Here is a 19,803-nt window from a genome sequence, read left to right as displayed (position 1 = left end):
TCGACCCTCCCTGGCTAGGCGGTAGATGTGACATCCGCCGTCACGGTGTACAACTGCATGGGCACGGTGGTAACCGTCCTATCAGGGTACCGCCCGGCTTGCGCGAACGGCCGGGCGATCCTCTACGCAAATCCAACGGCTCCCAGGGCGGGGATGTTCCCAGCTCAGCGCGTGGCTACCGGGTGACCTCGGTGACCAACTCGGCGAGTCGACCGCGTAACGCCTTCGCGTCGGCGGGCGCGACGATGATCCACTCACTGCCGTCGGGACCGGTGCGGGAGAGGCTGAGGTAGCGCCCCGACGCGGTATCGAACCAGGCCAGCACCCCACTTCGACGTCTGCCACCGAGGTCGTCTCGACTGTTGGCGACGAGTTGGCCACCCCGCAATCTCGGCTGCGCGATGAGCCGCGCGAAAGTCTCGCCCTCGTTCGCCGTTCGCTCCGACAACCTCGCAGTCCTGCGCGCGGACGTACCCGCCGCCGCGGGTACGCCGGTGTTCGCGGGCCTTGTGCGCAGTGCCTGGTCTATAGGCAGTGTGATGGAGGCCTCGGTGCCGCGCCCACAGGCGGGCAGCAGATCGACCACCGCGGAGACCAGACCGTCGGGGTAGACGGGGCGCAGCCAGATGCCGTCGCTGTTCTGAATGGCCAGCACAGCCTGATTGCCGTCGCTCGCCGCGAGCGCGGCGACCGGTGGCGCCTGGAAGTCCGGGATGTGCAGCGCGTCAATGCTGATCCTCGGCCTGGACAGCAGGCCGAGCCAGTCCTCGACGGGCGAGTTCGCGAGTTCGCGGGCCGCGAACTCCAGGTTCGCCCTCTCCCGCAGCGCCGCGCGTTCGACCTCGGTATCGCCGTGCGAGCTAACACGCAACGGGTAGGGCAGGTCGCCGAGTCCGGCGGCTTCCCACAGGAAATCGAAGGACACGGGCGTGAAGAACTCCTGAGCGGGCACGATCCTCCAGCTGACTCCCTGACCGTGGCGTCGTTACTACCGCAGAGTAACGAACCTGAGCGCCGCCGTCCGTTGCCGCTACAGCGGCGCGGCCGTCGAGTTCACCGCGTTCGCTAGCATCTCGGACAACCGGTGCCGCAAAGTGGCCGCGTCAGCGGGGGCAATGATGATCCAGTCCCTGTTGTCCTGGCCCCGGCTCGCCTGGGTGAAATAGCGCCCGGTCTCGGTGTCGAACCAGCTCAACACCGGCATGCGGCTCCTACCTCCACTACGACCGCGGGCGTTCGCCCCGAGTTGGCCACCGCGCAGCCGCTCCTGTGCATGCAGCCGGGCGAGTGCCTTGCGGTCGGTGTCAGCCGTTCCCACACCGCCTTGCGGAGCGCTCGCCCTGCGCTGCATGAAGTCGGCTCCAGGACCGGCGAGCAGTTGCTCGATCGGCACGGTGATCGACTTCTCCGTGCCCCTCGATGCGGGTGGCAACTGGCCGACGATCGCGCTTGCCAGACCGTCGGCAGGTACCCGCTCCAGGTAGAGCCCGTAGCCCTCCTGCACGGCGAGCACCCCTTCACCGCCGATGGCGGCGGCGACGGCCAGCCGTGGCTGCGCGTTCTGGGCGACGAGTTGAATCGAGTCCAGGCTGACCTCGGAGCCGACCAGCACCTCGAAGGCATCCTCCAGCCAGGGTTGCGGCGTGCCGCCGTCGTCGACGAGCCCACGTCGGGCGAGCCCGGCCATCACCTGCCCGCGCAACCCGGCACGTTCCTCCACCGATTCCCCGTGCGAGCGCACCCGCAGCGGGTAGGGCAACTCTCCTGCTCGCAACGCCTCCGACAGGAAGTCGAGTTCGAGCGCAGAGAGCCGCTCCGCCACGCCTCAGCGCCCCTCGTCGTCCGGCCCCCACGCGCCGAGCACGGGCGGCGCGGTGGATTCCGTGGCACCGAAGGTGTCGTCGGGGTCCGGCTCGATGAGGAAGGAGGCGTGGGTGTGTTCCTTCTCGTCGTCGGTTCCGCCCCCGGCTGCCCCCATCCCCGTCATCGGGGCGCCCGTGGTGGGCGGAACCTGCCCCGCACCGACCGGGCTGCCCGGGGCCACCTGCCCCTGGCCCTGAGCGGGAGCCACCGGAGCGCTCTGCTGGTTGGCGGACGCGGCCGTTTCCGAGGACTGCTTCTTGGTGCTGCCGCTGCGGGAGCCCTTCGAAAGTGCCCTCGCACCCGCGTACCCGAGCGCTCCGCCCGCGACCGCAGCGCCAAGTGCCTGACCCGCTGTCGGCCCGCCGCCAGCGCCAGGGGCATGCGCGGGCGCGGCCGGGCTCGCACCGGTGCCACCGGGAGGTCCGTGCTGCGGAGTGGGCGGCTGTGCGGGGCCCTGCCCCTGTGCGTTCGCGGTCGCGCCTGGAGCGCCCGCACCCAGCGCTGAGGCCGACACCCCGTCACCAAGACCTGCCGCGACGGGTGTGGTGCCCAGCCCGGTCACCGACATTCCCGGCCCGCCGTAGGAACCGGCGGCTGCGACGTTGCCCATGCCCGAGTTCGTGCCGCCCGCCATGGGCTTCAAACCGAGCGATTCGGGGCCGAAGCTCGGGGTGGCGCCGTCGATCTCGGCCAACTCGGCCGTGTACGCCTCGAGGAAGGCGACCTGCTGCGCCTTGACCTCGCGCGCGGCGTCGAACCGAGGCTTCAGGTCACCGACCATGGCCGCGGGGCCACCCGCGAGCATCGCCGCGGTCTCCGCGGCGGGGTCGAATTCCTTGGGCTGTGGCATGGTCTTCAGCTTGGCGGCGGCAGCGGCCTGCTGGGCGAGCCTGGAGCTCATGGTGTTGGCGGCCTCCGCGGCCTGACCGGTTGAGTTCGCGATGGTCACGAGCGCGCCCTGCGCGGCACCGGCGCCCTGCCCGATCCAGGCCGCCCCCAACTCCGAGATGGCGCTGTAGAGGTCGTCGGCGGCCCTGTGCAGTTCCCCGCTGTGGGCGGACCAGCCCTGACCGACCTCCTCGGCGGAGCCGGGATCGTTGTTGACCGTGGCGTACCGGTAGAGCTGCTCGCTGTCGTGCGCCTCCCAGTTCGGCCGCGCGGCGATCGCCCTGTCATCGCCGTACTGGAACCCGTCGTTGCGGTTGCGTGCCTGCGCGACGATGTCGGAGACCTCTCCGCTGTCGCCGAGCGGCACCCGAGGGCCACTCTCGTCGGACCGCGGCCTGTTGACATCCATGATGCGGCTTCCCCCTGGTCTCACAGCTGTCCGGTGAACGGCTCCGCGCTGGCCCGGTCGAACTCGTGGTAGCGGTTCATGGCCGTAACGATCGCCTGCTCGGCGTGGTCGTACTGCGCGTATAGGTTGCGAAGTGCCTGCGCGTAGGAGTCCCCCGCTCCCGATGCGCGGTCGGAAAACTTGGCGGCGATGGCCTGCCCAACGGGGTTGGCGCCCAGCCTCGGCGGCGCGGCAAGGTTGCCCGCGTTGCGCAGCAGGTCCTCCACGGTGTCCTTACCCGTCCGGATCTTGCTCAACACTGCCTGCGCGGCGTCGGGATCGATCCCCACCTGACCGGTCGCCGCGGCGTTCCGGAACGCGGCAGCGTCCGCATAGCTGCTGTTCCCCATCGCTTCGCTCTCCTCATCCCCAGTACGAGCACGAACCTGGCCAACGCGCCTGCGATCTTGGCTCAGACTAACGCAACAGCGCCGTTCGTAGGACGCCTTCCACGGAGGTCGGGTTCCCTTTTCCGGGGCGGTGAAGCGTCGCTCGCGCGCTGGTCACGAGGAGTAAACGCGGGGGTCGAGAGTGCCGATATACGGCAGGTCCCGGTATCGCTCTGCGTAGTCGAGGCCGTAGCCCACCACGAACTCGTTGGGGATGTCGAAGCCGACGTACTTGACCGGCACGTCCACCTGCACGGCTTCTCGCTTGCGCAGCAGCGAGCACACCGAAAGCGACGCCGGGTTCCTGCTGGCCAGATTTTTGAGCAACCAGGAAAGCGTCAGTCCGGAATCAACGATGTCCTCGACGATCAGCACGTCCCTGCCCGAGATGTCCCTGTCGAGGTCCATCAAGATGCGCACCACGCCGGAGGAGGACGTCGAGGAGCCGTACGAGGACACCGCCATGAACTCGAGTTGCGTCGGTATCGGCAGCGCACGGGCGAAGTCGGTCATGAACATCACCGCGCCCTTCAACACCCCCACGAGCACGAGATCCGAGGCCCGGTCCTGCGCCGGATAGTCGGCCGCCACCTTCTCGGCCAACTCCGCGATCTTGTCCTTGATCTGCTGCTCTGTGATGAGCACGGAGGCGATGTCGCCTTCGTACACGGGTTCAGTCCCCTCTTGTGGTGGGTCGGGAAGCGTTCAGCATGAGCTTTGCATGTGACCTGCGCGCTTCAAAATCGCCCGGTAACCACACGCCGCCCTGACCACGCCAGCGGCCGATCAACGCGTCCACAGCGCGCAGGTGCGCGTCGGTCAGTTCGGGCACGCCCTCGGCGAGCAACCAGCCACGTAACACCCTCCTGCGCAACGCGGGAGGGGCCGGTTCGAGCACCTCGACGTCGAGCGCGGCACCGTCGTGCGCGCGCTCGGCCAGTTCCTCTGCGAGCGCGTCCAGCGCGTCGGTGTCCTCGCGCAACTGCGCCGCGGTTCGGGCGAGTGCCGCTGCCACACCTCCGGACAGCACGTCCTCCAGCAGCGGCAGCACTTCCTCGCGCAACCGCACGCGCGTGAACCTGCGGTCGCTGTTGTGGGGGTCGGACCACGGCCGCACCCCCAGCCCCGCGCAGGCCTGCGTCGTGACCGACCTCGACAGGTCCAGCAGTGGCCTACCCCATGGCGGGTCAAGCGGCCGCATGCCCGAAAGCGACCTCGCCCCCGAGCCGCGGCCCAGCCCGAGCAACACGGTCTCGGCCTGGTCGTCGCGGGTGTGGCCGAGCAACACCAGCCGGTTGGGCTCGGGCAGTTGCGCGCGCAGCGCCGCGTAACGGGCGCGCCTGGCGGCCGCTTCCGGGCCACCGGGACCGGCCACGGTGACGGTCACCACCGTGGCCTCGTCCACCCCAAGCCGTCGCGCGGTCTCGGCCGCCTGCTCGGCGACGCCCGCCGAACCAGGCTGCAGGCCGTGGTCGACGACGATCGCATGGACCCGCACGTTCCTGCGCCGCCCGGCATGCGCAGCCGCGTCGGCGAGCGCCAGCGAGTCGGCTCCGCCGGAAACCGCCACGTACAGCTCACCCGGCCACAATCGCCGTGCGCACTCGGGTTCGTCCAGGAACCGCCGCACGGCCCGACGCACGGCGAGTACCGCGTCGGGGTCTCGTCGCGAGGATGTCCGCACCGCCTGCGTTCCCGTCACACCGTCAGTGCACCCGGCGCAGCCATGACCGCGGATCGTTGATCTCCGCCCTGCTCGGCAACGTGTTCGGCGAGGTCCACACCGCGTTGAAACCGGTCATGCCAACAGCGTCCACGACCTGCCTTGTGAACCTGGCGCCCAACGCGTACTGGCGGATCTTGGCGTCAACACCCAGCAGGCTGCGCAACAGCCGGTCGAGCACGCCACCGCCCTTGCGGCGGGCGGTGAACCTGCGCCGAATCGTGGTCACGCTCGGTACCACTTCGGGGCCGACGGCGTCCATCACGTAGTCGGCGTGGCCCTCCAGCAACGTGGAAAGGGCGAGCAGCCGGTCGAACACCGCGCGTTGGGAAGGCGACTGCATCAGCTCGGCCAGCCCGACCGAGCCGCCCTGCCGGGTCCGCCGCACCTCGCGGACCGCGTCGGGCAACCGTGCGAGGAGGTTGCCGAGGGTTTCGGACTCCGCGAGACCACCGACCAGCCTGCCCACCTCGTCGGCGAAGTAGTCTCGCAGCCAACTCACCGCCGTGAACTGCAACCGATGTGTGGACTCGTGCAGGCACACCCACATGCGGAAGTCCCTGCCCGGTACACGCATGGCCTGCTGCGCGGTCACCACGTTGGGAGCGACAAGCAGCAGACTGCCGTTCTTGTCGGCACCGCCGAAGGGGTCGTACTGGCCGAGCACGCGAGCTCCGAGGAACGCCAACACCACACCGGTCTGCAGGCCGGCGGTGCCTGCCACCAGCGGCGCCAACCTGCCTGCCTGCCCGCTGGGCAACGCTCGGCTGGTCAGCTCGTCCAGGCCGGACGCGGCCGCCCTCACCCACCCCGGACGGTCGAGGACCTCGCCGGGTAACAGCGGCAGTCCCTCACCGAGACCGGTGAGTTCACGGACGTGGCCCTCAGCGGCCACGGTCAGCTCGCGCAACTCGGTGACCGCCCGCTCGGCCTCCTCGGGGGAGACGGTCGGTCCACCCCGCACGAGGAAAGCCCCGGTCGACGCGGCCACGGACCAGTCGACGAGCCGGTTGGACGCGTACTCGGTGCCCTGGTTCACCGTGCTCGCCACCATCGGGTAGCCGCGGAGGTCCACCCGCCGGGCGCTGCCCTACTCACGCATTGCCCCTTCCGCCGTCGCCTGCTCCTACGACGCTACCTGCCTTCAGCGGCAACCACAGCCACGCAGTGTGGCGGTCAACTCGTCGAGCGCGGCGCGGGCGGCCTTGATGTCGGTTCCCGAGGACATGAACGCGAAAACGAGCACGCGGCCGTCCTCGTCGAGCACCACCCCGGCGAGTGTGTTCGCGCCGCTCAAGGTCCCGGTCTTGGCCCGCACCCAGCCCTTGCCCTCGGTCGCCGGACCGTCGGTGTAGCGGTCGGACAGGGTCCCGCTGCCACCGGCCACCGGCAGGCCGCCGAGCAGAGGTCTCAGCTTGGCCGTGCGCGGGTCGTCGTCGCTGGGGTCGGCGGCGACGGCCAACAGCTCGCTGAGCACCGCCGCAGGGACCCGGTTCTTCGTGGACAGTCCGCTGGCGTCGGACAGCTCCACCCCGGTGACGTCGAAACCGTTGCGGCCCAGTACCTCGAGCGTGGCCTGCGCGGCGCCCGCGAAGGACGGCTCCTTGCCCTGCGCGATCGCCACCTGCCTGGCCAGCACCTCCGCGAGTAGGTTGTCCGAGGTCAGCAGCGCCCGATCGACGAGCTCGGCCAACGGCGCGGAGCGCACCTCGCCGAGCACGCGAGCACCCTGCGGTGCGGACGTGCGAAGTGGTTCGCCGACCTTCGCACCGAGCCGGTTCGCCAGTTCCCGCGCCAGTTCCCCGGTGGGGTCGCCATACCGCTGCGAGTTCGGGTCCGTGGCGTCCATGCGACCACCGTCGAGCATGACGGGCGCGACCGGGGCCATGAAGGTCGAGGGCGAATCACCCGGCGCCCAACCGGGCGCCGACGGGTCGTCCGTGAAGGCGTTCAAGTCGAGCCGTACCTCCGTGACGCCACCGCCGGTGGCCTGCTCCACCTGCGTCACCAGGTCGTCGAGGTGAGCGGCGCCGGGGTAGAGAGACTGCTCACCACTCGGAAGCGAGGACAGGGTCACGTCGCCGCCAGCGACGAGCACGACGGTTCCCGGCTCGTCGCCCTGCACCACTGTGGTCGGGAACTGCGTTCCGTGGTCGAGCGCGAGCAGCGCGGCGGCGACGGTGAGCAGCTTGGTGGTCGAGGCAGGCGTCAACGGCCGGTCGGCTTCCCGTTCCCACAGCACGGTGCCGGTGTCCGGGTCCATGACGCTGCCTGCCAGTGTGCCGAGCACGCTGGCCGAGGCAGGGTCCTGTAGTGCCGAGGCGACGCCCGCCTGGGTAGGGGCGGGTTCGGCTTCGGAGGGTCCACGCAGGTCGCGGGTGACCGCGACGGGTTCAGGCGGCTCTGCCTTCGGCGCGTTCGGTGCCCATGGCAGCCCGAGCCGGTTTGAGACGTCGGGCAGCGCGAGGGTGACCCCGGTCGCCACCAGCAACAGCACCGCCAGCACTGCACCGATGCGGAGCCCCTTGCCTCGCCTCGCAACGGCGGGCTCGGCTGCCGCGTTCTCCTCAGGGGGTCCTGCCCCGGCAGGCTTACCCAGCGGTGACGGTGGTTGTGGTTGTGACGGTGGTTGTGGTTGTGGTTGTGGTTGTGGCTGTCGCTGCGGCTGGTTGCGCGGCGGTTGCTGCCGCGGCTGCGGCGGTGGCTGTTGTGGTTGTGGCTGTTGTGGTTGTGGCTGTGGTGCCACCTGTTGCGCCTGCTGAGCCGGGAACCGCGGTGGTTGCGGTGGTGGCTGTTGGGCAGCCTGCGGAGGCGGCGGTGACTGCGGAGGCGGTTGCCTCGTGGCAGCCTGCTGAGTGGGCGGGTCAGCCTGCCGGGCGCGGTTCGGCTCCGCGGGCTTGGACACCCTGATGGTCGGTGGATCGACATTGCTGACCTTCGGCACCCGAAGCTGGTCAGTTACCCCGCCGTCACCACTCGCCGTCGTGTCTCGGTCAGCATCGTGGTCGCTGGAAGGCCACGTCGGCTCCGGCGTCTCGTCACTACCCGGCACACACCCCTCCTCGCAGCTCGACGGGGCAGAGGTCACACTTGCACACCATCCGTGCCGCACCCGCCGAATGTGTGGTCCACACTAGTGACGCCAGGTGAACGACGATGTGAGCCGCCCGGATGCGGCGCCAACGAACGAGGCAGCGAGGACGGCGTGGAGTTCGACGTAACGATCGAAATCCCCAAAGGGGAACGCAACAAGTACGAGATGGACCACGAGACGGGGCGGATCAAGCTGGACCGCACCCTCTTCACGGCCACCCAGTACCCGGCGGACTACGGGTTCATCGACAACACGCTGGGCCAGGACGGCGACCCGCTCGACGTGCTCGTGCTCGTGCAGGAGCCGACGTTTCCCGGGTGCCTGATTCGCTGCAGGGCGATCGGCATGTTCCGGATGACCGACGAGAAGGGCCCCGACGACAAGGTCCTCGCCGTCCCCTCGGACGACCCACGCCTGGAGCACCTGCGCGACATCCATCACCTCAACGAGTTCCACAAACTCGAGATCGAGCACTTCTTCCAGGTCTACAAGGACCTCGAACCCGCGAAGAGCGTCGAGGGTTCCACCTGGGCGAGCCGCGCCGAGGCCGAGGAGGAAATCAAGCGTTCCTACGAGCGCGAGGCAGCACACAAGGAGCAGGACGCCAACGCGTGAGCGGTGCGGCGCCGCCCGCCGTGGGCGGCGCCGCACCGGCCACGGTGCTCAGTCGCGGTAGCCGGGAACCGGGTATGCGGCGAGCAGCTCCCGCACCTCGCCCGCGATCATGCGCAGCGCCTTGGCGTCGTCGGTAGTGGCGGCCGAGATCGCCCTTTCGATCCACTCCGCGATCTTCGGCTGGTGTTGCGGCTGCAGCCCGCGCGTGGTCACAGCCGCGGTGCCGAGGCGAATCCCCGAAGGGTCGAACGGCTTGCGCGGGTCGAACGGCACGGTGTTGTAGTTCAGTTCGATCCCCGCCGCGTCCAGCGCCTTGGCTGCGGGCTTGCCGCCGATGTGCTTGCGGGTCAGGTCGACGAGTAGCAGGTGGTTGTCGGTGCCGCCGGAAACCAGGTCGAAGCCGCGTTCCAGCAGTGCCTCGGCGAGCGCCTTCGCGTTGGCCACCACGCCCTGCGCGTACTCCCGGAACTCCGGCTTCGCGGCCTCACCGAGCGCGACCGCGATAGCGGCCGTCGTGTGGTTGTGCGGGCCACCCTGCAGGCCGGGAAACACCGCCTTGTCCACCGCTTTGGCATGGTCGGCATCGGACATGATCATCGCACCACGCGGGCCACGCAGCGTCTTGTGCGTGGTGGTGGTGATCACCTGGGCGTGCCCGACCGGAGATGGGTGCGCACCGCCCGCGACCAGCCCCGCGATGTGGGCGATGTCGGCGACCAGCACAGCGTCGACCTCCCGCGCGATCTCCGCGAACGCGGCGAAGTCGATTGTCCGGGGGATGGCGGTGCCGCCAGCGAAGATCAGCTTCGGCCTGTGCTGCCTTGCCAGGTCGCGGACCTCGTCGAGGTCCAGCCTGCCGTCTTCCTTACGCACGCCGTAGCGCACCGCGTTGAACCACTTGCCGGTCGCCGACACCGACCAGCCGTGTGTCAGATGACCGCCCGCGGGCAGCGCCATGCCCAGCACGGTGTCACCCGGCTCGGCGAAGGCAAGGTAGGCGGCGAGGTTGGCTGGAGACCCGGAGTACGGCTGCACGTTGGCGTGTTCGACGCCGAACACCGACTTGGCCCGCTCGACGGCCAAGTCCTCGATAGGGTCGACGAACTGCTGGCCCTCGTAGTAGCGCTTGCCGGAGTAACCCTCGGAGTACTTGTTCGTCAGTACGGAGCCGGTCGCTTCGAGTACGGCTTGCGAGACGTAGTTCTCCGAGGCGATGAGGCGCACCTTGTCGTGCTGGCGAGTGGCCTCTGCCTCGATCAGTTCGGCGATCTGGGGGTCGGCCGCCGTGAGAGTCGGAATCGCTGGCTGGTGTGTCATGTCACTAACTCCTGGCCGCGGCGTGGCACCCAGGCGCGCGGTGCCTGCCTCGTCGATCGCTCCCCGGTGGTGCTCCACCTCGATGGCGCCAGTCGCTGCTGCGTGTTCGATGCTAGTGGACCGCGGGCCGGAAGTCGGAGCGATCGTGCGCGCGAGCACTCGCACGATGCCCACAGCGCCCAGTTCGAGTGATCAGTCCTCGATCCTCACCCCCATCGAGCGTGCGGTTCCTGCGACGGTGCGCATGGCCGCCTCGAGGTCGGCCGTGTTGAGATCCGGCAGCTTTCGTAGCGCGATCTGTCGCAACTGCTCGCGGCTGATGGCACCCGCCGCTTCGTGGCCGGGTCGGGCCGCCCCCTTGCCGCGCAGCGCTCTGCGCACGAGGTACGCCGTCGGTGGTGTCTTGCACCTCAGCACGAACGAGCGGTCCTCGAACACGGTGATCACGACGGGCACGATGTCGCCGCGCTGCGCGGCGGTCGCCTCGTCGTAAGTGCGCTTGACCTCGACAAGATTGACTCCCGTCTGCCCCAGCATCTTGCCGAGGTCGACCACGGGCGCGTCCCCCGCGGGAAGTTGCAGCGTGGCCCGGAATATCGGCTTCTTCTTCACCCGCAGGACGCTATGAACTCCAGCGGCTGGAGGGTCAAGCTCGGACCTGCTCGACACTGCGGCTGTGGTGGCCGGCTGGTCAACGCTTTACATGCCGGGATCTCGTGTGCGATGTTCTCTCAGGGCAGTGACCACGCAGCGCACTCTGATGATCACTGTCGGCTGGCTGCTGGGGAGGAGCCGCACATGAACGGTCATGGTGGGTACGGCGTAGAACCGGACGAGTTGAAGAAGCTCGAAGGGATTCTCGGTGACGCCAGTGACGCTCTTGACATGGTCGACTTTCCACAGCGCGCCAGCCTCGAAGGTTTCCTGACGACTCAAGAAGTGAGCCGGTACGAGAACGTGGAGGAGACGGTCGAGGAGACCGTGCTCGCGCTCACGGAGTTCGTCGACAAGAGGTACCCCGCTGTGGTCGACGCGATGCACGACTTCATCGCGAGGGCACACGTGACCATCACGACGACGGCGGAGGGCGTGGCCAAGGCAGGCGCGGACTACCAGATCACCGAGGACCAGGTCGAGGAATGGCTGCGCAAGCACGACCCCAACTAGGAGTCTGATTCCTATGGCGTTGAAGGACCTGATCGACGAGGGCGTGCTGTCCGACGCGCGCGAAGTCGACAACTTCCTCGCGCGACACGGGGAGTCGTTGCCCTCCGTGGAGCAGACTCTCCGCATCGTCAGGGACATCGACACCGACCGCCTTCGCAAGGTCGCCGAGGACGTCTGGGGTACGGGCGGCGAAGGCGGCAAGGATCTCGTCGGCACCAAGTTCGACGCCTGTGTCGAGAAACTGGACCTGGCGAGCCGCCAGACCGCCGCGTGGACGGGGGAGGCGAACAACGCCTACGCCACCCGGGTCAACAAGATCAAGAAGGGTCTTGACGACATGCGCAAGCCGTCCGCGGACGTCGGCGATGCGCTGATCGAGATCGCCGACGCATGGGACCAGGTCTTCGGCCGCAGCTTCGCCGACGTTCTCGCCATGATCGGCCTCGCGCTGTCGATCATCGGTGTGATCGTCGCGGTGGCCGTTGAGATCGCCGCGGGCTGGACAGGGGTCGGCGCCGTTGTCGGTATCGTCATCGGAATCCTGAGTGTCATCGTGGGAGCGGTCTCGATCTGGTGGACGATTCACAGCCAGGAACAGGCGAAGATCGACGCACTGAACGCCGCGGGCAAGGAGGCGCAGGAGACCATGACGTCGGCCAACGAGACCACCCCGTGACGGCGGTGACGGTATGACGAGCCCTGAACACGTCGCACAACTCAAGGCACGGCTGGCGAAGATCAAGCAGAATCCCACGGAAGCGCTGTTCAGCGAATACAAGGGAACGTCGAGGACCGGTGCGGTGACGGTGTGGGTCGACCTGCTCGGCAGGCACAGGCGGCTGCATATCGCGCCGGGAACCGTGCGCGACGGTGACGAGCAGTGGCTCACCGAGGAGATCAACAGCGCCTACGAGGCGGCGAGCCGAGCGGCGACGTTCCTCGACTTCGACGTAGCCGAGTTCGCCCAGGAACTGCGCGACGTCGCCGCGCTGCGCCAGCAGACCGCAGCGCCGTCCGAGACACCGCAGGCACCTGGGACGTCCGGAGACGTGGCACGGCGGGGACGGAGTCAGGCCGAGGGCCGCCGCGGACAAGGGGACGACGAGTTCTTCGACGACTTTCGCATCGGTCGATGAACAGTCGACCGGTACGAAGGAGCGGCATCGGCTCCGCACGCGCTTCGGTGCTGTTGTTGATTGTCTGGTCGATCGCCTCGCTCACCGCGGTGCTGCTGGCGGGCCTGATCAGCTTTGCCGAGGTCGCGGACTCCTGTGAGGGCCCCGCCGAGTTGAGTTTCCGTGCCGCGATCTCCATCCGCTGTCAGGGCGGCCCCGAGATCCCGATGAACGGATCCGCAGCGGTTGTACTGTTCGCGGGCTTCGGCCTGGCTGTGACGATCCTGCTGGCGATCTTCTACGGTGCGGCCCGTCGCCGGAGCGAGTCCGGGAATCCGGGCTGACGGCCACCGCTCACCTTCACCGGCCTGACGCCAGCCCGGTCTCGCGAAAGGCTCGGCTCATACCGGCTCGATGCCCTCGGAGTGCCTGCGTGCCAGCTGCTGGTAGATCTCCGCATTGTGGTCGATCCACGCGCGGGCGGAGTCGGTGAGCGGCACGAACTTCTTCGCCGGGCTGCCCATCGCGATCACCTCTTCGGGCACCTCGGTATTCGGCGTGATGGTGGCACCGGCAGCCACCAGCGTCCTCGCGCCCACGACCGCCCTGTCGAGCACTGTCGCCCCGTTGCCGACGAGGGCCTGCTCCCCGATCGTGCAGTCGTGCACGATGCAGGAGTGACCGACGGTGGCGTTGCGACCCACCTCGCACACCCCGTCATTGACGTGCAGAACCGAGTTGTCCTGGATGTTCGCGCCCTCCCGGACCACGATTCGGCCGAAGTCGCCCCGCAGCACCGCCCCGTACCAGACGGACGCGCCCTTCTCCACGACGACATCTCCGATCAGCGTCGCCGTCGGGGCGATCCAGGCGTCCGGGTGCACGGTGGGGCTCACGCCCTCGAAGGCGAACATCGGCATGAGCAACACCCTAAACACATCCGGCCCAGCCCGAGAGTCAGCACACCCTGAAACGAACAGTGGCCCCTACGCACCTGGCGTAAGGGCCACTGTTCAGCCGAGCCGCCTGGGGGAATCGAACCCCCGACCTGCTCATTACGAGTGAGCCGCTCTGGCCGACTGAGCTAAGGCGGCAAGTGCCGAACCGGCTGGCAAACAGTATAGCGATGTCACTCGCGTCACTCGCACGGCCCCGCGTCGTTAGGGATCGCGATGACATCGGTGTCATCCGACGCCGGATGGCGGCTTTCTGGGAGGAACTGCTTCATGCGCCGACGCCTGCCCCGCACGCTGGCACTCCCCGTCACGACGGCCGTACTCCTGTTGTCGGCAGTCCCCGCGGCTGGGCAGACAACCCCGCCGCCGGAGCCTGCCGACCCGGGCCAGGCGCCGATCTCCTCACCGCCCAACCCGATGCCGACGGGCAAGGCCATTGGTGAGGCGGGAACGGCGCTCGGCATGTTGCGCCTGTTACCGGAGGCGGTGCCGACAAGCTCCGTGATGCCCGGCATGGAGGAGCAGCTGCCGAAACAATCCGCGCTGGAAGGTGGCTTCGGCATCTCAAGCGCGAGGGCGAACTCGGGCGCGTACCTCACCTACGAGCGCTCCATCGCCGAGGCGACCCCGGCGGGCCTGTCCATCGCTGGCAACTCCCCCCAGGCACCCGGTGCGCTGGCACAAACCGCGCTGCCGGACAACCCGCGGCCGCGCAGTGTCGGGCTCACGGCACCGCAGAACCCGCTGCTCAACCTGAGCGCACTCAACGGAAGGGTGCAGGCTCGCTGGAGTCCCACCATGGGACCGTGTATCGGCACCATCGCAGACGCGAGCACCTCGGCCGCCAGCATCTCGATGCTCAACGTGGTGCCCACGATGCCGGACACCGGCCAACTCACCGCCGCGAGCGACCGGCTGCGGTCCGCCCTGAACTCGCTGCCCGGTCCGCTCGCCGAACTCGGCGGCCTGCTGTCGGGCGGCGGTGAGGAAAAGCCCAACGCCGACGGCACCGGCTCGGTACTCAGCATGCCGAACACGCTGGCCACCCGTTCCGTCGTCCGGCTGGTCGACATCCCCGGTTCCGACCGCAAGGCAGTGGAGTCCACCTCGACCATGCGGGCCGCCGACATCAACATCCTCAAGGGAACGCCGCTGGGCTTGACGATCAAGGTGGTGAGCCAGCCGACTCTACGGGCCACCTCGACGGGCGAGGAGAAAACGTCGAACGTCGAGTACACGGCTCCGGTGCTCTCCGTCGAGCGAGGCGGGCAGAAACTGTTCGAACTCGACGCGGCACACCCGACGAAGGACGTGCCCATTGGTGTCCCGCTGCCGGGCCTGGGCGCGCTGCCCGGTTTCGAGAAGGTGAAGAGCACCCCGGTGATCGGGGGCGTCGCCGAACTCGCCGACGGCGGACTGCGGCAACTCACCGGCAAGGCCACCGGTTTCGTGCTCGACGTGGGCGTGCTGCGGCTGAGCATCGCCGACCTGGTCAAGAAGGGTTCCTACTCGACCGAACCGTTCGATGGGTACCAGCTCGGCGCGTCCGCACGCATGCTCGACCTGCGCATCCTGCCGACCGAGGCGCTCAAGAAGGCAATGCCAGCCGACCTCGCCGAGAAGCTGCCCTCGTCGCTGGCTCAGCTTTCGCTCGGCGAGCAGATCGTGCGGGCCTACGCGCCCAAGGGAGGCGTCGAGTGCTCGACCACCGCTCCGCCCGCTTCACCGCCCGCGGGCGGTGGCGAGCAGCCGGGCGTGCCCGACCGGCTCGCGCAGACGAGTGCGGCCTATTCCTCGGTGCCGCTGTTCTGGACGGGAACCGCGATGCTGCTGATCGGGGTGGTGCTGGTGGCCGGGCTGCCGGCTCGCAGGCGGGAAGAGCCAGCTGTGGCCAAGCCCTCACCGAGGCCACGCGAGGAGTAGTTCCGTCCGTGGCAAGGAGCCTGCCGCGACTTCGGTAGGCCCCTTGCCACGAACCGTCGGTTGTGGACTCGCGAGCTGGGTTCGGGCGGAGCGTTTCTCGGGCCCCGAATAGCTCAGGCGCCCTGCCCCTCCCGCAATGTGGTCACCATGGCCTCCACCGCGATCCGTGGCTTGACGTTCCACTCGATCGCCTCGCGGCAGGCCAGCACGGCCTCAAGCCGGTGCAGGGTCGCGGCGGGAGTCCATCGCGTGGCCGCCTCCGCGCTCTGTTCGGCGAAGTCGGGATGGTTGAGGGTGACGTCGGCCCCGCTGGCGGCCACCAGTACGTCCCGGTAGAACCCGGCGAGGTCAACGAGCGCCAGGTCAAGCGTGTCGCGCTGGGTGCGGGTGGCCCTGGACTTCTGCCGCTTCTCGAGTTGCCGCACGGCCGCGTCGGCGGAACGCCTTGCGGCAGCCACCCCCTTGCCGGTCCCTCCCGCGCCCATGGCCGTTCGCAGCGCCTCCTGCTCGGCCTCGTCACGCGCCTTGCTCTCCTCGGTCGCGTCCGCCTCCGCTGTCTTGATCAGCTCGTCGGCGCACGCGAACACGTCAGCCGCCCTTCGCAGGCCGAGCGGAATCCGCAGCACGGTGTTCCTGCGCTCGCGGGCGGCCTCGTCGGTGGCTAGCCTGCGCGCCCTGCCGACGTGGCCACCGCACACCGACGCGGCCCACTCAGCCAGCTCCGGCGCTACGCCGTCGCGCTCCACGAGCACCCGCGCTATCGACGCAGAGGGAGGAGTGCGCAGCAGCACGCTTCTGCAGCGGGAACGGATCGTCACCGAGACGTCCTCGGGGTGGTCGGACGGTGCGCACAGCAGGAACACGGTGCGTTCCGGTGGCTCCTCGACCGCCTTGAGCAGAGCGTTCGCCGCGCCTTCGGTGAGCCGGTCGGCCTCGGTGATGACAACCACCTGCCAGCGGCCCGTCGTCGGCCTGCGTGCAGCGGCCTGCACCAACGCCCGCATCTCCGCCACGGAGATCGACAAGCCTTCGGGGACGACCATCCGCACGTCGGCGTGGGTGCCGGACAGCGCGGTTCTGCACCCCGTGCACTCTCCGCAGCCTGCTCCGTTGGTGCACTGCAGTGCCGCCGCGAACGTGCGTGCCGCTACAGAGCGCCCAGAGCCGGGCGGTCCGGTGAACAGCCAGGCGTGCGTCATGGCGCCGAGCTCGGCCGACTCGCCCGCCACGAGCGCTGCCGCCGACTCCGCCGCGGCCGACAACACCTCCACGGCTGGTTCCTGACCGACGAGTTGGGACCAGACCGGCGCGCTCAATTCGCCTTCGCCTCCGCCACCACGGGCGCCAGCTCCGCTCGCCCTTCCAGCGCGCTCCGCACCGCGGAGCGGACCCGCCGAGCCACCTCGTCCTCGCTGCCTTCGCCGTCCACAACGACGTAGCGGTCAGGTGCCGCCGCCGCCATCTCGGTGAGCAACTGCTGCACACGCCAATGGTGCTCGGCTGAGTTGGTGGAGGGCTCACCGGGGCCCGCTGGAGCGTCGAGCAGGACGGTCAGGTCCGGGCGCAGCCGCCCGGTCGCCCAGTCGGCGAGCCCCTCCAGCTCCGCGGTGTCGAGCCCCGCGACCGCAGACAGGTGTGCCAGTGGGGAGTCCACGAAGCGCTCCATCACCACGACCGAACCTGTGTCGAGGGCGGGCCGCACGTCTCGCTCGACGATGTCGGCCCGCACCGCGGCGGCGGCGAGGGCCTGCGCTCGCGCGCCGGACAGCGACGCGCCGGACACCAGCGCGGTCAGCCGCTTATCGTCCAGAGCCGGGTCGGCCGCCAGCACCACCTGCCGGGGCCCCGTGCTCAGCCAGTGCGCCAGTCGGGCGGCCTGGCTCGCCGTGTCGGCGGCCGTGGTGCCCTCCAGCGCGATGAGCAGGCCGTTGGCGCGGCGCGGCCTTCGCCTGATGACATTGCGAAGGTCGGCGAGGATCGGTTCCGTGCGCCGCGAGTCCATCTGCCGGTAGGCGACCACGCCGACAGCCGCGGCGAGCAGACCTCCACCCAGCAGTACCGGCCGGGTCCCGTCGATCGTGACCTCGCTGCCCCAGATGGTCACCACCCTCGGGCTGACCAACCCGATCAGGCCGGGAACGAGCGAGGTGGTCCCGAAAATGATGATCTTCAGCAGGGCCTGGTAGATCGCGTTGATGCGGCCCCTGATCGCGTCGTCGACCTGGGAGCCGATGATCGTCACGCCGGTCAGGAAGGCCGCGCCCGCGCAGGCCCCGACCACCGCGACGGCCACGAGGGCCACCGCGAGATGCGGCGCGAGCGCCACCACCAGCAATGCGAGGCCCGCGAGCACGATCCCGACGCCGAACAGCCGCTCGTGCGGGAGTCGCCGTGCCAGCTTCGGCGTGCTCGCCAGGCCCACCGCCGCTCCAACGAACACGGCAACGAACAGCAGACCGAAGGTCGCGTCGCCACCCCGAAGGCTCAACGCGTACGGCTTCGCGGATCCGATCACCGCCCCGCCCGCGGCGAACGCGCCCATCATCCCGATGAACAGTCCCCTGATCAGCGGGGTACTCCTGACGTAGCGCACCCCGTCGCGAACCATCGCCCGTATGCCGGTGGAGCCCTTCTCACCGCTGTCGGTGGAGGCACCGGCCGCGGCGGCACCGTCGGTGTTGGCGGTGGCGGGCTCGTCGCTCCTCCCTGCCTTGCCGCTCGAAGGCACCGGGTGCACGTTACGCAGCGACAGTTCCGGAATGCGCGAGATCAACAGCGCGCTGGCGAGGTAGAGCAGGCTGTTGATGACGACCACGATCTTGGCGATGCCGAACTCGCCGAGTATCGCGGTCGGCAGGTTCAACGCGGTCTCGATACCGGTGAGGATCGAGTACAGGCCGGCGCCGGTGACCACCGCGACGCCGTAGGTCATAACCATGCCGAGCTGGTTGGCCGTCTCCACCTGATCCGGCCTTCGCAGCAGGTTGGGAACCGCCGCGTCCTTCGACGGGATCCACATCATGGCCGCGGACCCGACCAGGAAGTTGCCGATGAACAGCCACAGCGGTGTCCCGACCAGGGCGATCGACAGCAGCAGCCCGAACCGCACCAGGTCGGCGATGATCATGATCTTGCGCCGGTCGAACCGGTCGGCGAGCATGCCGCCCAGCGGCGCGAACAGCAGGCCGGGCAGTAGTTGTGTGAGCACCACACCCGCGAACGCGAAGTTCTGCGCCGTGTAGTTGTCGGTGAACTTGGTGACCAGCCCGGTCAACGCCAGCAGCGACAGCCAGTCGGCCACGCTGCACAGGTAGGTGACCCCCCACAACCTGCGGAACGGCCGGATAGCGAGCACCCGGCGCACTCGGTGAACGGTGGACGCCTCAGAGACCGCCGACCGGTGCGTGCCGGCGCTCGCTGCCCCCTGCCGTGCTTCGCTGATCTGCCCCACCCCAATGGAGAATGCCCAGCATCGCTGTGCCTTGCCGTGCCGTCAGCGTAGCGCCGGGGGTGGTCACACCGCCGGTGTAGGTGCGAAAACACCGAAAGTGATCAATTAGCCACGTTTCGAAGTGAGAAATTGCGGGCAACTCACCCGAACAGGCCCGAAATGCTGCCGAAAAGGCTCGCGAGAAACTGAATGGCGATCACGATGAACAACACCAGCAGGACCAGTGCCACCGCGAGTCCCGCCGATCCGCTGGACGGCTTGCGCAACGACTGCGGCCCCTTACGTGGCTTGTCCTCCCCCTCGTCCTCCGAGCTTCGCTGCCGCAGCCGCAGCATCGGCGGCAACAGCTGCGACCGTGCGGGCCAGGCACGTTGCTGCTGCGGGTAGACACCGGCGGGCGTGGACTGCTGCTGCCCGGAGCCCGCGTCGGCGGTTGCCGGGTCGGCTTTCGCCCCGTCGGAATCGCCCGTCCGCGCACGTTCCTCGGCGGCCAGCGTGGCATCCACCATCTGCCGAACCATGTCCGGATCAGGCTCGACCGGGTCGGCGATCCGGACGTCAAGGGACTCCTCGCGCTCACCCTTCACCGTGAATCCCGGCCTTCCGCCGGTCACCAGCCCGGAAAGCGGGTCGGTGTACGACCGGGGGGGCTCGGGTGCCTGGGTGCCGTCCGCGTTCGCCACGGGTCCTCCCTCGAAGGGGGTCGGCATCGCCTGGAACGAGATGCCGGTATCGGTGCCATCGTCCTCGGTGATTCCCATCCGCGGACAAGCGTAACGAGTCGGCCGCGTTCAGTACCCGCCCAACCGGGCACATTCGCCATCACGCTCAGCTACCAGGGGGGGCGACGCCCA

20 protein-coding genes, 1 tRNA gene and 1 riboswitch are annotated in these 19,803 nt (G+C 69.0%); of the genes, 6 read left to right on the top strand and 15 right to left on the bottom strand.

Annotated features, from left to right (window positions below; genetic code table 11):
* Positions 1 to 175: 175 nt before the first annotated feature.
* From FHU38_RS02130 to dacB, 8 genes are all read right to left on the bottom strand, one after another.
* A complete protein-coding gene (locus FHU38_RS02130) occupies positions 176 to 952 on the bottom strand; it encodes an ESX secretion-associated protein EspG (protein WP_167165971.1) in 777 nt (258 codons plus the stop codon).
* A gap of 78 nt (positions 953 to 1,030) precedes the next feature.
* Positions 1,031 to 1,822: an ESX secretion-associated protein EspG gene (locus FHU38_RS02125; RefSeq protein WP_167165969.1), complete on the bottom strand. Its 792-nt coding sequence runs from the start codon at positions 1,820 to 1,822 to the stop codon at positions 1,031 to 1,033.
* A 3-nt stretch (positions 1,823 to 1,825) separates the two neighbouring features.
* Complete coding sequence (locus FHU38_RS02120) at positions 1,826 to 3,160, bottom strand: hypothetical protein (RefSeq protein WP_167165966.1); 1,335 nt, start codon at positions 3,158 to 3,160, stop codon at positions 1,826 to 1,828.
* Positions 3,161 to 3,180: 20 nt separating this feature from the next.
* Positions 3,181 to 3,549, bottom strand: coding sequence for a hypothetical protein (locus FHU38_RS02115; protein ID WP_167165964.1), 369 nt, complete (start codon positions 3,547 to 3,549; stop codon positions 3,181 to 3,183).
* Between the two features lie 153 nt (positions 3,550 to 3,702).
* Positions 3,703 to 4,257: a hypoxanthine phosphoribosyltransferase gene (hpt, locus tag FHU38_RS02110; protein WP_167165962.1), complete on the bottom strand. Its 555-nt coding sequence runs from the start codon at positions 4,255 to 4,257 to the stop codon at positions 3,703 to 3,705.
* A 4-nt stretch (positions 4,258 to 4,261) separates the two neighbouring features.
* Positions 4,262 to 5,290, bottom strand: a complete 1,029-nt coding sequence (tilS, locus tag FHU38_RS02105) for a tRNA lysidine(34) synthetase TilS (RefSeq protein WP_167165960.1) — start codon at positions 5,288 to 5,290, stop codon at positions 4,262 to 4,264.
* A 4-nt stretch (positions 5,291 to 5,294) separates the two neighbouring features.
* Complete coding sequence (locus FHU38_RS02100; RefSeq protein ID WP_167175373.1) at positions 5,295 to 6,365, bottom strand: zinc-dependent metalloprotease; 1,071 nt, start codon at positions 6,363 to 6,365, stop codon at positions 5,295 to 5,297.
* A gap of 90 nt (positions 6,366 to 6,455) precedes the next feature.
* Complete coding sequence (gene dacB / locus FHU38_RS02095) at positions 6,456 to 8,363, bottom strand: D-alanyl-D-alanine carboxypeptidase/D-alanyl-D-alanine endopeptidase (RefSeq protein WP_167165958.1); 1,908 nt, start codon at positions 8,361 to 8,363, stop codon at positions 6,456 to 6,458.
* Between the two features lie 153 nt (positions 8,364 to 8,516).
* On the opposite strand from dacB, the gene FHU38_RS02090 reads away from it, so the two are divergent.
* On the top strand, positions 8,517 to 9,020 hold the full coding sequence (locus FHU38_RS02090; RefSeq protein WP_167165956.1) for an inorganic diphosphatase: 504 nt from the start codon (positions 8,517 to 8,519) through the stop codon (positions 9,018 to 9,020).
* A 48-nt stretch (positions 9,021 to 9,068) separates the two neighbouring features.
* Here the strand turns inward: FHU38_RS02090 and FHU38_RS02085 are convergent, their stop codons facing one another.
* Together FHU38_RS02085 and FHU38_RS02080 are read right to left on the bottom strand one after the other, a co-directional pair.
* Positions 9,069 to 10,337: a serine hydroxymethyltransferase gene (locus tag FHU38_RS02085; protein ID WP_167165954.1), complete on the bottom strand. Its 1,269-nt coding sequence runs from the start codon at positions 10,335 to 10,337 to the stop codon at positions 9,069 to 9,071.
* A 20-nt stretch (positions 10,338 to 10,357) separates the two neighbouring features.
* A riboswitch (ZMP/ZTP riboswitch) is annotated at positions 10,358 to 10,443 on the bottom strand.
* 86 nt (positions 10,444 to 10,529) lie between these two features.
* A complete protein-coding gene (locus tag FHU38_RS02080; RefSeq protein ID WP_167175370.1) occupies positions 10,530 to 10,955 on the bottom strand; it encodes an uL11 family ribosomal protein in 426 nt (141 codons plus the stop codon).
* A gap of 180 nt (positions 10,956 to 11,135) precedes the next feature.
* On the opposite strand from FHU38_RS02080, the gene FHU38_RS02075 reads away from it, so the two are divergent.
* From FHU38_RS02075 to FHU38_RS02060, 4 genes are read left to right on the top strand one after another with little or no spacing between them, the layout of a single operon-like run.
* Entirely contained in the window at positions 11,136 to 11,504 is a 369-nt protein-coding gene (locus FHU38_RS02075) for a hypothetical protein (RefSeq protein ID WP_167165952.1), read from the top strand.
* A gap of 13 nt (positions 11,505 to 11,517) precedes the next feature.
* Entirely contained in the window at positions 11,518 to 12,180 is a 663-nt protein-coding gene (locus FHU38_RS02070) for a DUF2207 domain-containing protein (RefSeq protein ID WP_167165950.1), read from the top strand.
* A gap of 13 nt (positions 12,181 to 12,193) precedes the next feature.
* Positions 12,194 to 12,640, top strand: coding sequence for a YbaB/EbfC family nucleoid-associated protein (locus tag FHU38_RS02065; protein ID WP_167165948.1), 447 nt, complete (start codon positions 12,194 to 12,196; stop codon positions 12,638 to 12,640).
* Positions 12,637 to 12,963, top strand: a complete 327-nt coding sequence (locus FHU38_RS02060) for a hypothetical protein (RefSeq protein WP_167165946.1) — start codon at positions 12,637 to 12,639, stop codon at positions 12,961 to 12,963. Before FHU38_RS02065 ends, FHU38_RS02060 begins: the two co-directional genes overlap by 4 nt.
* Before the next feature lie 57 nt (positions 12,964 to 13,020).
* Here the strand turns inward: FHU38_RS02060 and FHU38_RS02055 are convergent, their stop codons facing one another.
* Together FHU38_RS02055 and FHU38_RS02050 are read right to left on the bottom strand one after the other, a co-directional pair.
* Entirely contained in the window at positions 13,021 to 13,539 is a 519-nt protein-coding gene (locus FHU38_RS02055; protein ID WP_167165944.1) for a gamma carbonic anhydrase family protein, read from the bottom strand.
* Positions 13,540 to 13,639: 100 nt separating this feature from the next.
* Positions 13,640 to 13,713, bottom strand: a tRNA-Thr gene (locus FHU38_RS02050).
* A 132-nt stretch (positions 13,714 to 13,845) separates the two neighbouring features.
* Here FHU38_RS02050 and FHU38_RS02045 point away from each other — a divergent pair.
* Entirely contained in the window at positions 13,846 to 15,498 is a 1,653-nt protein-coding gene (locus tag FHU38_RS02045) for a hypothetical protein (protein ID WP_167165942.1), read from the top strand.
* A gap of 113 nt (positions 15,499 to 15,611) precedes the next feature.
* Here FHU38_RS02045 and FHU38_RS02040 read toward each other — a convergent pair whose 3' ends face one another.
* From FHU38_RS02040 to FHU38_RS02030, 3 genes are all read right to left on the bottom strand, one after another.
* Positions 15,612 to 16,814, bottom strand: coding sequence for a DNA polymerase III subunit delta' (locus tag FHU38_RS02040; protein WP_167165940.1), 1,203 nt, complete (start codon positions 16,812 to 16,814; stop codon positions 15,612 to 15,614).
* Positions 16,811 to 18,949: a bifunctional MFS transporter/dTMP kinase gene (locus FHU38_RS02035; RefSeq protein WP_167165938.1), complete on the bottom strand. Its 2,139-nt coding sequence runs from the start codon at positions 18,947 to 18,949 to the stop codon at positions 16,811 to 16,813. Before FHU38_RS02035 ends, FHU38_RS02040 begins: the two co-directional genes overlap by 4 nt.
* A 140-nt stretch (positions 18,950 to 19,089) precedes the next feature.
* Positions 19,090 to 19,710 (bottom strand): hypothetical protein, encoded by a 621-nt coding sequence (locus tag FHU38_RS02030; RefSeq protein WP_167165936.1) that lies wholly within the window; start codon positions 19,708 to 19,710, stop codon positions 19,090 to 19,092.
* Positions 19,711 to 19,803 lie beyond the last annotated feature (93 nt).

This window comes from Saccharomonospora amisosensis (assembly GCF_011761185.1).
Classification (GTDB): Bacteria; Actinomycetota; Actinomycetes; order Mycobacteriales; family Pseudonocardiaceae; genus Saccharomonospora_A; species Saccharomonospora_A amisosensis.
The sequence above is the reverse complement of the archived record's forward strand: the minus strand, read 5'-3'. Positions and strand labels throughout refer to the sequence as shown.